The organism is uncultured Eudoraea sp. (assembly GCF_947258925.1).
Lineage (GTDB): Bacteria > Bacteroidota > Bacteroidia > Flavobacteriales > Flavobacteriaceae > Eudoraea.
In genome coordinates, this window is record NZ_CAMYKG010000026.1 from 1 (window position 1) to 14,664 (window position 14,664).

Consider the following 14,664-nt stretch of genomic DNA (forward strand, 5'->3'; position numbering starts at 1 on the left):
TACGCCTATATAACTACGAAAATCCTAATCCCAACCCTCGTTTTTATCCTCTTAATCTCAAAATAATTCAAATTTCTTTGCCCAAAACCATCACTGGCCCCAAACAAAAAAACGCTGTTCGTCAATATGTCAATGAACTTCTAATCGCTTATCCTAAATCCTTCTTCACCAAATCTATCATCTGCCTCTCCTGATAAGCGGGTGCAAATATAAAGCACTTTTTCTGCTTGCACAACACTAAATCAAAAAAAATTACCTTCTAAAAATATTTAAATTATAAACCCCTGAAAATAAAGTGTTTATTATTCATATTCATACAAAAAATATTTAAATTTTATAGCTAATAATCCACATGCTCACTAAACAAATCTATAATAATACCGCATGGAAAAGTCAGCTCTTCAATCTGAACCGGTTTTTATGTTCCATTTTGAGGCAAATTATAACTAAGAGAAGAAATTCCATACCAACCCAAAACGAATCACAAAATCCCTGTAAGGATAATCCGGGGCAGCGTAAAAATTATTTCCGGTGAATGAAGAATTAAAATGTTCTGCTTTGAGATAGATCCTCGCAGTTCTGACTTTGGCGTTCACAAAAAAGTCTAATAATGGAAATCCCCCCAGTTTCTCCCGATTCTGCGTGTAGAATTCCGCAAGTAAGGGATTATAGGCATCCATATTGTACGAACTAAAATACTTGAAGGTAATCCCGGTTTGTAAAAACATTGCCTTTTTAAAAACATGCTTGGAATAATAAAATGTATTTCTGGTAAGAAAGGTTGGTAGATTTAATACCTCATTATTCTGTGAGACATTCTGATACATCAAAGTATTGCTCAAAGCAAAGTCTCCAAATTTGAATTCTTTGAAGTATTGAACTTTAAGGTAATTCACACTCTGCTCTTCCTGAAAAGGCTTTATAAACGCATTTTCTAAATTAGTATCCGCTTGTTCATCATTTGCCAAGGACCTGAAATAGGTATAATTGTCCGTCGTGGTATATTTTGCACTTAGATCCCCCCATACCTGTGACTCTAAATTAAACTGCAGACTACTTATTTGTTCTTTATCAAAACCCGGTTCATTGTACCAATTGTAATTCTCATAGTCAGATTGGTACAACAAAAAATTGAAGTCGGGTAATCGGGAAGAAGAATGTAAACTTGCACTTATCTTATTCTTCTCATTTATCTGATAACTGGCAGAGGCATTAATAATATTTCCAGTTAAATCACCCACGAGGTTGAACGCAACATCAGCTGCTATCTTAAAACCCCCAATCTGTTTATTATATTTTGCCCCCAATGCAATCTCTTCTCCTGTTAATCGATTGGGTATAAAGCCTTCATCGGTAGTGACCGTGCTATTAAAAAAGTAATTATAATTATATAAGCTAATCGATGCCTTTAATACCCCCAGGGTTCTATTCGAAAATTCAGTGTTAATTTCATTGTACATGGTCTTTAAGTTAGCCCGATCACTTATTGGACTTACCAATGCATCACCAAAAAACTCATTTTCACTATCCTGTGAAAACTGGTAATTCTTTGTTTCGTAAGTAAAGATATGGCCAATCCCTAAGTAATTAGATTTCGATCGAACAGAATCCGTCTCACTTTTCAAAAATCGATATTGATGATCTAGAAAATATCTTTTCCCAATTAGGATATTCTCTGCATCGGTAAAAAAAACATCTATCCTGGACCTATCCTTAAAATCCGGGTCTTTCGACTCAAACTGTAATTCTTTATTGGAAATACCGCCGTTTTCTTCACCTTCCAATTCCTGGGAGGTCCAGTGTGCTCTTAATCTATAGCGACCATCCTTGGTAACGTAATTGGCTGTGGATCTGAAATTACCCCATTTGGATTGACTCCACTGGTACTTACCTAAAGATCTGCCTCCTTTATAGGCAACAGAAAAGTTAAATCGCCTGGAGGTGTTAAACGTAAGCATAGCATCCAGAAGCTGACCCTGTTCAAAGGTCGTTTTAAAGAACAGATCTGTCATGGGTGTTGCTACATTATAATAGGATATATCCTGTACCTCCATATAATTAAAATGCCTGGCATTTGCACCTAAAGAGGGGTATAGGGTATTGCGCTCAAAATTGAGGCCGAGATGATTGTAAGGCTGGCCTACATTGGAAAAGGGCATTAATTCAAAATCATCCTTTCGTAAAAAATTATACTTGTATTCTTTTTGTATGCTTAAGGTCGTATCTAAATAGGTGGTGTCCCTGGCGTAAGAAACAATTTTATAATCCTTAATTGTAATTCCCAGGCTATCCTTCTTTATAGCCCTTTTTGATTTCTTCTTTCTCAACAATGAAGTATCTTTAGCTCCTTCGGGAGTAACCGGATCTTTTTGCGCACTAAGAGCGTGGCTCAACAAAATTAGAATTAACAAAAGGAGATATCTCATTGAAAGACTTAGGTTACAGTTTTTAAAATGCCAGATTCATATCCAAATGTTCATAATATTAACGAAACAATTTGTCACAGCATTATTCTCCTAAAGGCAAATAAAAATTGTTCGATCTTGTTCGCAAAGTTAATTTTTTTGTTCCTAACTAAATGTGAAAGTTTAAGTAGATTAAAAGTGGTAAATTATCAAACATGCATAAATTCCAAAAATACCATGACTATAATTGGTGCCGTTCGACAGAAAAAATTGAATATTCCTAGTTTTTTAGTGATATTAGCAAAAAAAATTACATGATAAGAAGATTCACAGTTCTCCTCTTACTGGTGGGTTCCTTTTCGTATGCTCAGTTTAATAGTAGTGCTCCCTGGATGCAAGACTTAAAAAGCAAGAAGTCAGTAACTGCGAAATCCGGTCAACAAGATTTTACTTTTAACGAAATAACCAATGCTTTTGATGCGTATTGGAAGGGAAAGGATATTACTAAAAAAGGAATAGGATACAAGCCTTTTAAACGATGGGAAAATTATTGGAAGCATTTCGTTAATAGCGACGGATATCTCCCCACATCTAAACAACTTCATAATAGTTGGAAAAATAAACAAACCAACAAGGCAGTAAACCCAACCAGCGACTGGACAGCAATTGGTCCTTTTACATCCGGCACATTAGCTATTGGGCAGCCAGGAACAGGTAGAATAAATGCGATAGCTGTTGATCCGAATAACGAAAGCATATGGTATACAGGAGCCCCTTCAGGAGGCTTGTGGAAGAGTATTGATGCAGGTAGTACATGGACCAATCTTTTTGACAATTTTGCTCAGATTGGGGTCTCAGGAATTGCTATAGATAAAAATGATTCCAATATTGTGTATATCGCAACTGGAGATGATGATGCGGGTGATTCTTATAGCGTTGGTGTATTTAAGTCCCTGGATGGCGGAGCTACCTGGAATGAAACCGGACTGAATGCCAGTATTTCTGATTTTAGTTGGTCCATGAATGAAATAACGATAGACCCCACCAATTCTCAGGTAATTTGGGTTGGAACCAATAAAGGCCTCTACAAATCTACAGATGCGGGTGCCAGTTGGGATAGGACTTTTGATAGCGAAGTAAAAGATTTTAAGCTAAAACCCGGAACTCCCAATACTGTATATTTGGTAACTCCAAATACCTTTCACAGATCTACGGATGGAGGAGTTACTTTCGAAAGAATCAGAGAACCTTTACCCGATGCTTCCGGAAGGCTCGTCATTGGAGTAACTCCAGCCAATGAAGACGTTGTTTACGTTCTTAGTGCGGCAACACGGGCTAATGACTATGTTTTTCAGGGGTTATATAAATCTACCGACGGAGGTTCCACTTTCGTGAAAACGGCGAATACTGCAGACTTAATGGAGCGGAACCAGGCATGGTACAATATGGCAATAGCAGTTTCTCCAACGGATGAGGATCTATTGTATACCGGAGCCATTAATATTTGGAAAAGCACAAATGGTGGAGATTCTTTTATTCGATTAAACAATAACGATACCGAAGTTACACCTGCGTATACACATGTAGATACACATACGCTGAAGTTCTTTAATAACCGATTATTTGCAGGAACAGATGGCGGTTTTTATGTCAGCGAAGATGAAGGGTTAAGCTTCACCGATTATAATTCCGGTCTGGCAGTATCTCAATTCTATAGAATTTCTATAGGCAAAAATAACGCCAACAAGATAGCCGGAGGTACCCAGGATAATTCCGGTTTTGTTTTCAATAACCAAAATTGGAATATTTATACGCTTGCCGATGGGATGGATTACGAAATTGATCCCGCCAATAGCGATGTTATTTATGGTTTTAGTCAGTTTGGCAGCATCCTTTTTATTACCAATAATTCCGGTCAAAATATCGGTGCAATTGGTGCACCCCTGGACGGCAATGGCAATAGTATTTCCGGAGAATGGATCACCCCATTGGCCATAAATAGTGAAGGAGAGGTATATGCCGGATTCGATGCTGTTTACAAATTGGCAGGAAACACCTGGGAAAAAGTGTCTTCCAATATTAGTTCGGATGCAATTGATGATTTGGAAATAGATCCTAACAATTCACAGAATATTTATTTGGCAGAAGGGAATAATCTTTATCGAAGTCAAAATGGGGGAGCCACTTTTATTCTTTTAAAAGGTTTTCCGGCAGATATTTCGGATATTGCCATCAATGGAAATGACAGTAATATTGTTTATGTGACGACTTCCATAAGGGTAGGTATAGCACAAGAAGATCAACCTGGTGAAAGAGGCATTTATAAAGTTACTATTGATGGAAGTACCGCAACTGAAGAAAACATTACTTATAATCTCCCAACGGACCAGGCATTTTTCTCTATTGTCCATCAGGATCGGGACGCCCTAAATCCAATATTTGTTGGCACGAGTACAGGGGTTTATCGGCTGGATGATACGCTTACTGAATGGGAAGATTATTTTACCAACCTACCCAACACCGGTGTAAGTGATTTGGAAATCAGTATTGATGATGAAGTAATTGTAGCAAGTACTTATGGCAGAGGTGTATGGCAATCGCCGATAGATGTTGTTCTTCCCGATAACGACGTGAAATTAGTTTCTTTGACTCCCAAACCGGGCGCTGTGCTATGTGGCGAGATTTTCCCGGAAATTACGGTTCAAAATAAAGGTCTCAATCCTATTTCAGAAATTGATATTACCTATTCCATCGATGGGGGACCCCCGCAAGATATTGCCTGGAATAGCAGTACTATTGCCAGCGAGGAAATTGTAACTATTCCCCTGCCTTCCCAAAATATTAATAACATTGGCGAAGCATTACTGGAGGTAACTATCAGCATTATCAACGACACTTATGATGACAATAACAGTAGCTCCAGTCTTTTTTATGTGAACGATTTTGGTATAGGTGATTTTGTAAACACTTTTGAAACACCAGAGGAAACCCTGGTCACTTATAACCAAACAGGAGGTACCAGTGTTTGGGAAAAAGGAGAACCCACAGGGACTTTATTAAATGAGGCAGCATCTGGAGTACAGGTCTATGCCACTAATTTAGATGGCAATCATCCGGACGAAACTGCATCATACCTTGTAAGTAACTGTTACGAACTATCCTCTATTATAGCTCCGGTACTCAAGTTTAATATGGCGTATGATTTAGAAACGAATTTTGACATAGTTTATGTAGAATACTCCCTTGACGACGGTGCTTCCTGGACTGTACTTGGTACAGTAGACAGTGAACCCAATTGGTATACCAGCGACAGAACCAACGCTTCCTCCGGGGATGACGATGATTGCCAGAATTGCCCGGGAGCTCAATGGACGGAAACCAATGCCACGATGACCGAATACGCGTATGATTTTACTTTGAATGCGGCCAGAGGGGAAACAGATTTGACCAATGAACAAAACGTAGTATTCCGGATAGCTTTTGTCTCAGATCCGGCAGTTAACCAGGAAGGGGTTGTAATTGATGATTTAGTGGTCACAGGCTTTCAGGACGACGACGACGACGACAATGATGGAATATTGGATGTGAATGACAATTGTCCCCTTATTGGGAATGCAGATCAATTGGATAGTGATGGTGATGGTGAAGGTGACGCCTGCGACCTTGATGATGATAACGACGGGGTTCTGGATACTGAAGATAACTGCCCCCTTGTAGCGAATGCAGACCAGGCGGATTCCGATAATGACTCTATAGGTGATGTCTGTGACGATGATGCAGATAATGATGGCGTACCCAACGGAACAGATGTTTGTCCAAATACACCTCAAGATGATGTTGTTGATATTACTGGTTGTACGGTTTTTTCATTAGCGGCAACTAATTTTCAATTACAAACCACCGGCGAATCCTGCAGTGTCAGTAATGATGGAAGCGTTACTATTACAGCTCAGGCTAATTTAAATTATACAGCTACGCTCAGTGGGAATGGGACCAACCAGGAATTAAATTTTACAGACACGGTGTCCTTCTCAGACCTTACGGCCGGTGATTATACTATTTGTATAACTGTGGAAGGTGAAAGCGGTTACGAGTTATGTTATGATATCATTATCACCGAACCGGAAGCTCTTTCGGTAACTTCCAAGATAAGTTCGGCGACCAATAAGGTTACTCTTGGTTTAGCAGGTGGAAAAAATTATATCATTAACTTAAATAACAAGGAATACCGAACTTCCAACTCTAATGGCACAGCATACTTGGACGTTGGATGTTGAGTGTTTGCTGTTGGATGTTCGATTGCCCTACGTCGGATTCTCTATCGGAAGCAGAGAATGGTGAACTCAGTGTCTATTTGGGGAATAGTTTTTTAGATGATGTGGAATTATCTCTGTTTTCAATTAATGGTGCCAAAGTTTTCACAAAAACATATAGAGTTTCGAATAATGAAGTAAAATTTAATGTAGATGGACTTTCAAAGGGGATTTACATGTTAAATATTAAAACAAACAAATCCCTGTTGAATTATAAAATAATCAGAAGATGAAATTAAAATATGGAATTTTCGTATTTGCCGTTTTATTAATTGCCGCATGCGGAGGTGGGGATGATAACAATACTAATCCAGATCCGGATCCGGATCCGGTAGCAGCACCTTCAGCCGCGACACTAATATTTCCGGATAATAATGAGGAGTGCAATGAAGGCGTAGTCATCAACGATACTCAAAGCACTGTTACTTTTGAATGGAATGCATCTCAAAACACCGATAGCTATGAGGTAAAGCTGAGAAACCTGAACTCCAATGCAAATTCAACAACTAATTCCAATAGCAATTCTGCTGGTATTACACTTGAACGCGGTGTACCCTATGAGTGGTTTGTGGTCTCTAAAGCCAATGGAACCAACGCAACTGCTACAAGCAGCACCTGGAAATTTTATAATCAGGGCCCTGGGGTCGAAAACTATGCCCCATTCCCTGCTGAGGCTATTTATCCGGGAAGAGGTGAGGCAATAGCTAATTCAGCTACGGTACAATTAGAATGGTCGGGGAGTGATGTGGATAATGATATTGCGGAATATGATGTATTTTTTGGTACGGAAACTGATCCTGCCAACCTCTTAGGTACTACTTCAGATTCCTTTATTGATGCCACTATTGCAACCGGAGTTTACTACTGGCGTGTGATTAGTAAGGACAGCCAGGGGAATAGTTCTGAATCTGAAATATTTGAATTCAGTGTGCTGCAATAAAAAGAGTGTATTTTAATGGTATATTCCTAAAGGGAATTGTAGTAATCCATTATTTTGATAAGATCGGCTTCTTTTCTCACGCTTAGATTATCGCCTTTTATATACGCCTGGATTTCACTTTTTTTATCCTCTAATACTTCAAGGATATCAATTTTCTTGAGTCTGATCCTTTTTGCGATACCATCTCCTTTTCTAATATAATAGGCGCTTATATCAATATAAGTAGGAGGCACAGTTCTGTCATAAGAAGTGGCAGGTATCCTTCCTTGTTTTAATTTTATTTCCGGCTTGTATAACAAGACTGCATTTCCTTCATTTAAAGGATTAAAATAACTGGATCTGTTATTACCCCTGGCATCTTCATAAATATATATGTTGAATCTTTTAGCGCCTATTTTAGCCATTATATAGGACCTTTTAAGCAGCGGATATGATTCATCCCCTTGTTGCAGAACCTGTATTTCGTTCCTAAAGGCATTAAAGCGCATTTCAGCCCTTAAAACAACACTATCCTTTGAGAATACTTCACCATACGCAAATTCCTCATCGAAGTACTGTGACCCATTGGCTTTTATATCCGCATAATCTATATTCCGTGTTATAAATGAAACCGGAGCACCTTCGGGGTTTACCTGGCTGATGGGACCGGATTGCGCCAAACTAAGTGCGGGTAATAAACTAAAAACAATGATCTTCCAGGTTCTCATTAAAATGTATTTCTAAACATTAAAAATATCGCAGCTATCCAAATATATATGAAAAGACCTCTGCTTAAACAGAGGTCTTTATAATTATTTACTAAAATCTATGGTTGTTTAACCAAGTTAAACACATGAGGATTTCCAGCAATGTTTGCACTAAAATCCAGGTTAACTTCAATTATTCCAACACAAGTTAATACCCTACTTGCGGGTTGTAGTACATAGAAATTAGGACCAAAACTCACTGTAGAGTTAATTTTGGTTTCATCTACAGCTATAATACTTCCTGTATCCGGATCTATAGTAAGGATCAGGTCTTCTGCTCCTTCAACGATATAAGTACCATCAACAATTGTTACCTGGTTTGCTCCTGGTCCTGCTACAACTTCTCTTGTGAAGTCTGTTTCACCAAAGAAACCTGCAAAAGTAGATTCAACAACATCATAACTACCAACAAGAGCCGAAATATCTACTGACGGACATTGAACATCAAGTCCTATAGACAATTCACTAATACTCTCGGTTCCAAACTCTGCTCCTTCTACGGAGACCAATTGAAGAACCAGAGCGTCTGAAGCTCCAGGCAAAGCAGTCCCTGCCAAAGTGGTTATAGTTATATCAGCAGTAAAATTACCCGGTTCAATGACCGGACTTAAATTATCAATGCTATAAAAAGAAGGATCTAAAGTTGAGTTAGTTGTATCAACAACAACCTGAACGTTCCTTCCGCTTTCTGAAAGCGTAGAAACACCAACTGTAATAACACTTTGGGTATCTTCCGCCGGGTTAAATGTGATTCTGGTACTACTAGTACCCCCGTTAAAACCGGCAATCGAAGGACCGTTTATTGTATCGAATATAGGCCTTTCCGTTTCAGTACAAGAGAAAAGAACTAGCACTGCGATGAAAAGTACCGAAAATTTATTAATTATATTTTTCATGATTTACTTTTTATTTTTTAATAGCCTTCGTTCTGTTCCATATTAGCATTGGCATTAATCTCGTCAATCGGAATAGGCAATTGAAATCTAAAATCTCCGGCAGCTAGCGTTTGCACCTCCGCTGGAGTTCCTGAACCATCAATTATATCCCCGAAAGCTGACCTGTTAACTGCCTCACCTCTACGTTTAATATCAAAGAAACGATGTCCCTCAAATGATAGCTCAACCCTTCTGTTAAATTGAATGGCATCTTCCAATGCCTGTCCGGTTTCACCGCCGGTATACGATGTAAATCTAAGATCTCTCAATTCATCTAATGTAGCTAATGCCGCTGTTTCCTGTCCAAGTTCAAACTGGGCTTCTGCTTTGTTCAAAAGAACTTCTGCTGCACGCATCACTTTGATATCCACACGGCCATTTACCTGGCCGGTCTCACCTAAGAATTTTTTGACAGCATTGTAATCATTCCCCTGGTTTGTCCCTACAAATTGCATAACATTCCTTCTAAGGTCATTAGGATCAACGCTCGAGAAAAACTCAAGGTCTATAGCGTATTCTGAAATTGTCGCATCAGAATTGGACTGACTGTAAAGTACCCCTACATTAGGGAAATTACTTTCAGAAGTGGTGTTTACCGCCCATTTCACAACAATACCCGCTTCACTTGCATCCGTATAAACTTCTTCCAATTCTGTCGCTGTAGCCAATGGCGTAGTAACCTGATTTGCTGCAGTAACTGCTTTGGCATATTCTCCATTATAAAGGTATAGTCTGGACAAAATTCCAAAAACACTATTCCTGTCTAATCTACCCTGACCATTATCAGTACCAATCAAAGTACTTGCACGCTCCAGGTCATCAATCATTTCTGAATAATTACTTGCAACTGGTTCTCTTGCAGGTTCAAAAGAAGGATCTCCGGTATCACCATCTTCAACCTTAACGTAAACGATTCCGGGTGAACTATTGGCATCACCACTCTGGGTAGGTATTTTTGCGAAAATACGTGCCAGGTCAAAATGCGCCAATCCCCTTGCAGCAAGAGCTTGTCCTAAGATATTGTCTTTTTCAGGGCCATCAGCAAGGTTATCAATTTGTCCAATTACCAGATTAGCCGCATTAACTGCTTCATAGAGCTCACTCCAGTAAAGTGGAATTGCACCTCCGGTATTCGGCACATAGCGGTAATCGTAATAATCTTCGTTTGACGTCCGTCCGGTCTGTACTAAAATCACATTATCTGAAAGGATATCAGGTATTCCCTGTAATCCTGATCCAGAATTGGCATAGCATAGAAAAAATTGTCGGTATATTCCGTCCACACCATTCTGAAAAGTAGCCACAGAATTAAAAAATGTCTCCGGGTTACCTTCAGTAAAAGGCTGTAGTTCATTGATTTCATCATCGCAGGCAAAAAACCCGAATGACAAAAACAAAAGCGATAATTTTATAATATTATTTTTCATTTCTTTATCTGTATTTTTTATTAAAATCCAATTTCTACCCCAAAGGTATAAGACTGTGTTTGAGGATAACTGAATAATGAGAATTCCCCTGGTACAAATCCAGCATCACCAGGTTCAGCTGTTTCTGCGGAACCTAAACCTATTTCAGGATCACCATTGTATTTTGTAAATGTCAATAAATTCTGGCCCGTAATAAATACACGGAAAGAACTTAATCCTGTGTTGTCAAGCATTTTACCGGGTAATCGATAATCCAATGTAAGGGTTCTTAACCTTACATAGTCACCTCTTTCGAGGAATCTATCAGTTCCCTGATCCGCCGTATTTTGAAACAATGGACTTGGCAATACATCCTGGTCTCCTGGTTGCTTCCAGTAGTTAAAGGATTCAACCCTCTGATTCCTGTTTATATTACCAATAGCCACACCTTGCTGTCTTTGGAAGTTAAGAATATAATTTCCTTTTTTGTAGACAAAATCTGCTCTTAAGCCAATCCCTTTGAATCTAAAATTTGTAAAAAAGCCACCTTCCAAATCTGCCTGAGGGGATTTTCCCGGAAGCAGTACCTGGAATCCAGGACTGTATTCATTGGTAACTGTCCCTTCTGTGTCCAGATATAAAGGTTCTCCATTAGCAGGATTCACACCGGCGTAACGTTCCAGATAAAAAGAATTAATTTCTTCGCCTTCCCTAAGGATGGTATTCCCATTAATTATATCCTCTCCATTAACCAGGGATACTACCTTATTATCCAGGAAAGTAATGTTTCCACCTAAGGTCCAGGTAAAGTTTTGACTCCTGATAACATCAGCATTTAAAGAAATTTCAAAACCGCTGTTCTCAATCTCACCAATATTGGCCAAAATTGAATTATCCTCGTCCCCTATTGTTTGTGTAATGGGCCTGTTTAATAAAAGGTCTTTAGAATTCTTCTTGAAGTAATCAAATACACCGCTAATACGGTTGTTTAGCAATCCAAATTCTAAACCAATATCCAGGATGGCCTGTGATTCCCATTGAATATTAGGATTCCCAACTCCAAGAGGTACCGCGGCAGTAAAGCCGTTATAGGTGCTAAAGCCCAATAAATTTAAGTATTCAAAGTCCCCAATATTTTGGTTACCTGACGTTCCGTAAGAAGCCCTAAGTTTTAAATTGTTAAAAACAGAGCCTTCCATCCAGCTTTCACGGGCAATATTCCATGCGGCACTACCACTGTAGAATGTACCATACTTATTATCAGGTCCAAACCTTGAAGAACCGTCCCTTCTGATGGAAGCTGAAACAACATATTTACCGTCATAATCATAGTCAGCAAAAAGACCTAAGGAAAATAATCTTCTCCTTGCTTCTGTTGAACCTGCACTAGTTGGTTCGGCTGCTACATCCTGGTATGGAAAATCCGGAGATGGAAAACCTCTACTCGTAGCAAATAAGTCGGTAAAGATGCGTTCGTTAAATTCAAATAAACCACTTACCGTCAAATTATGGAATCCACCGTAAGTATCACTATACGTTAATAAATTATTTACGTTGTATTCCAAAGTATTATCGAAATTATCTGTCTGTGTTCCGGGGAAGTTAGCATCCCCAACAAATCCCTGTAATACACCTCCGGCAAGAGAACGGCTGGTTCTGTTGAACCTGTTATTCGTAGCACCAATGGAAAAACGGTTTGAGAATTTATCAGAAAACTTAATGTCCGCAAATAAACTACCTATGATAAGGAAGTTTCGTTCACTCTCAGGTTCTGTTTGCAATGCCAGGGCTATAGGAAAACCAGTAGTTGTTGGATTGTAGACAGGATCTCCCTGTTCATCCAATACAATATCATTATTAGCATCCCTCAAAAAAAGTGGATCCCATGGATTGTAATCATACATAGCCCTAAACGGGTTCTGTACATTGTTCCTATCTCTTGGTAAATCCGTAGAGCTCCTTGCGAAGGAAAGATTAGTGCCGATATTCAACCATTCTTTAGCCTGATAGGTTGTATTTAAACGGGCGGAATATCTTTCAAATCCTTTAATCCTGTCAATAATACCTGAGTTTTTGTCGTAACCAAGACCAAGGAAATACGTAAGTCTTTCCTCTCCCCCTGAAACAGACAAATTGATAGATTGAACTACTCCTTTACGAAGAAGTTCTTCCTCCCAATTGGTATCATTTGCCAAAAAGTTTTGCAATTCCTCCGGGGAAGCAGAAGCTCCCGGAAGACTTTGAGCAGCGTTAACGCCCAGGTTCGCGAATTGACGTTCGAGTTCCAATTTTTGTGCTGCATTCATTATATCGAAGGGATCCTTAATTCGCTGAGTGAAACCATAAGAAGACCTCAGTAAAACCTGTGCATCACCTGTTTTACCGGTCTTGGTTGTAATCAGAACAACTCCATTTGCACCCCTGGATCCATATTTGGAAATCGTAGCCGCATCTTTAAGGATAGAGAATGTCTCAATATCATTTGGATTTAGGTTATTAATAAAATCCGCTCCAACGGGGATTCCATCAATAACATATAAAGGAGTAGTACTTGCGTTAATTGAACCAACACCCCTGATCTGCACAAATGCTGTCTGACCGGGTCTACCGTTTGCAGCAGTAACCTGAACACCAGCAGCCTGTCCCTGTAGAATATTATCAATACTCGTAGAAGGTACAAACGCTTCGATTGTCTCGGTACTTACTGTTGAGACAGCAGAAGTATTCAATTCGCTTCTTTTAGAACCATAACCTACTACTACAACTTCCTGGAGGGTTTCTGCATCTTCCTCCATTTTTATATTAATTGTAGTAGAAGCACCTATAGTCCTTTCCACCGTTTTTTGACCTAAATAACTAAATTGCAATACCTCGCCGACACCGGCAGTTATTGTATAGTTACCGTCAAAATCTGTTTGTGCTCCATTGGTGGTTCCAACAACCACAATGGACACTCCTGGTAAAGGCAGATCATTCTGATCTGTCACATTACCGGAAATTGTCTTCTGTTGTCCATAACCAAAAGACATTGCCAACACCAATAAAGGTGTTAACATCCAAGTTAACTTTGATCTCATTTAAATAGAATTTTTTGAATTAGTCGCGTCAAAAGTCTTAATTAATAGTTAACTATGCAAGAGATAAATCGTATCGTTAACGAATTATGTTAAAATATTGTTGATAATTACGAATTTGATAATATTTAACTATGTTTTTTAGAATATGTTTATTTTATTGTGCTACTTAATGAGTATTTCTAAGCATTGATTAGAAACGGGTTTATAATATGCTCTTAAAATGTTAAAATATTATAGGGATCTTGACCATGAAGCCGGAACGGATGAAGCAGGAAGGGGATGTCTGGCCGGGCCAGTTACAGCTGCTGCGGTAATATTACCCGAAGAATTTAAAGAGGCGTCACTCAATGATTCCAAAAAACTATCCGAACCCATAAGAAATAAATTACGCCCGCTAATAGAAAATAATGCGTTAAGCTATGGTGTAGCGCATATCCCTAATGAGGTTATCGACAAAATCAATATTCTTAATGCTTCTATTTTTGCAATGCATCAGGCTATTAGGAAACTGACTGTGACACCGAACTTCATAATAGTAGACGGCAATAGGTTCAAGCCTATTAATGAAATTCCTTATAAATGCATCATTAAAGGAGACAGTAAATTTGAAAGTATTGCTGCAGCATCAGTTTTAGCTAAAACCCACAGAGACGCTTTTATGGAAAAAATTCACGAAGAGTTTCCCATGTATAACTGGAAGCAGAACAAAGGGTATCCTACCAGAGAACACAGGCAGGCAATTAAAAAGTACGGTATCACAAAATATCACCGTAGTAGTTTTAAGCTTTTGCCTGAGCAACTAAGTCTCAACTTTTAGTCACCTGCTACCGGATCAATCCACT

10 protein-coding genes are annotated in these 14,664 nt (G+C 38.9%); 5 read left to right on the plus strand and 5 right to left on the minus strand.

The genetic code is table 11. The features are described from left to right. Positions 1-194 (plus strand): hypothetical protein (locus tag Q0X77_RS10295; RefSeq protein ID WP_297796919.1); only part of this gene is annotated, 194 nt, incomplete at its 5' end. 252 nt (positions 195-446) lie between these two features. Here Q0X77_RS10295 and Q0X77_RS10300 read toward each other — a convergent pair. After that, complete coding sequence (locus tag Q0X77_RS10300; RefSeq protein ID WP_297796921.1) at positions 447-2,426, minus strand: putative porin; 1,980 nt, start codon at positions 2,424-2,426, stop codon at positions 447-449. Positions 2,427-2,719: 293 nt separating this feature from the next. Between Q0X77_RS10300 and Q0X77_RS10305 the strand changes: the two genes are divergently transcribed. From Q0X77_RS10305 to Q0X77_RS10315, 3 genes are read left to right on the plus strand one after another with little or no spacing between them, the layout of a single operon-like run. Continuing rightward, complete coding sequence (locus Q0X77_RS10305) at positions 2,720-6,682, plus strand: thrombospondin type 3 repeat-containing protein (RefSeq protein WP_297796922.1); 3,963 nt, start codon at positions 2,720-2,722, stop codon at positions 6,680-6,682. 14 nt (positions 6,683-6,696) lie between these two features. Next, positions 6,697-6,951: a T9SS type A sorting domain-containing protein gene (locus tag Q0X77_RS10310; RefSeq protein WP_297797014.1), complete on the plus strand. Its 255-nt coding sequence runs from the start codon at positions 6,697-6,699 to the stop codon at positions 6,949-6,951. Continuing rightward, the gene (locus tag Q0X77_RS10315; protein WP_297796924.1) at positions 6,948-7,658 is read left to right on the plus strand and encodes a hypothetical protein; all 711 of its coding nucleotides are present in this window, start codon (positions 6,948-6,950) and stop codon (positions 7,656-7,658) included. The genes Q0X77_RS10310 and Q0X77_RS10315 overlap by 4 nt, the downstream gene beginning before the upstream one ends. Before the next feature lie 26 nt (positions 7,659-7,684). Here Q0X77_RS10315 and Q0X77_RS10320 read toward each other — a convergent pair whose 3' ends face one another. The 4 genes from Q0X77_RS10320 to Q0X77_RS10335 all read right to left on the minus strand — a co-directional run bounded on the left by Q0X77_RS10320 (position 7,685) and on the right by Q0X77_RS10335 (position 13,822). Further along, the gene (locus tag Q0X77_RS10320) at positions 7,685-8,365 is read right to left on the minus strand and encodes a hypothetical protein (RefSeq protein WP_297796926.1); all 681 of its coding nucleotides are present in this window, start codon (positions 8,363-8,365) and stop codon (positions 7,685-7,687) included. A 98-nt stretch (positions 8,366-8,463) separates the two neighbouring features. After that, positions 8,464-9,300 carry a hypothetical protein gene (locus Q0X77_RS10325; protein WP_297796928.1) on the minus strand — a complete coding sequence of 279 codons (837 nt, stop codon included), beginning with the start codon at positions 9,298-9,300 and terminating at the stop codon, positions 8,464-8,466. A 17-nt stretch (positions 9,301-9,317) separates the two neighbouring features. After that, positions 9,318-10,766 carry a RagB/SusD family nutrient uptake outer membrane protein gene (locus tag Q0X77_RS10330; RefSeq protein WP_297796930.1) on the minus strand — a complete coding sequence of 483 codons (1,449 nt, stop codon included), beginning with the start codon at positions 10,764-10,766 and terminating at the stop codon, positions 9,318-9,320. 20 nt (positions 10,767-10,786) lie between these two features. Then, positions 10,787-13,822 carry a TonB-dependent receptor gene (locus tag Q0X77_RS10335; RefSeq protein WP_297796932.1) on the minus strand — a complete coding sequence of 1,012 codons (3,036 nt, stop codon included), beginning with the start codon at positions 13,820-13,822 and terminating at the stop codon, positions 10,787-10,789. A 220-nt stretch (positions 13,823-14,042) separates the two neighbouring features. Here Q0X77_RS10335 and Q0X77_RS10340 point away from each other — a divergent pair, with 220 nt between their 5' ends. Next, positions 14,043-14,639 carry a ribonuclease HII gene (locus Q0X77_RS10340; protein ID WP_297796934.1) on the plus strand — a complete coding sequence of 199 codons (597 nt, stop codon included), beginning with the start codon at positions 14,043-14,045 and terminating at the stop codon, positions 14,637-14,639. Positions 14,640-14,664: the final 25 nt, after the last annotated feature.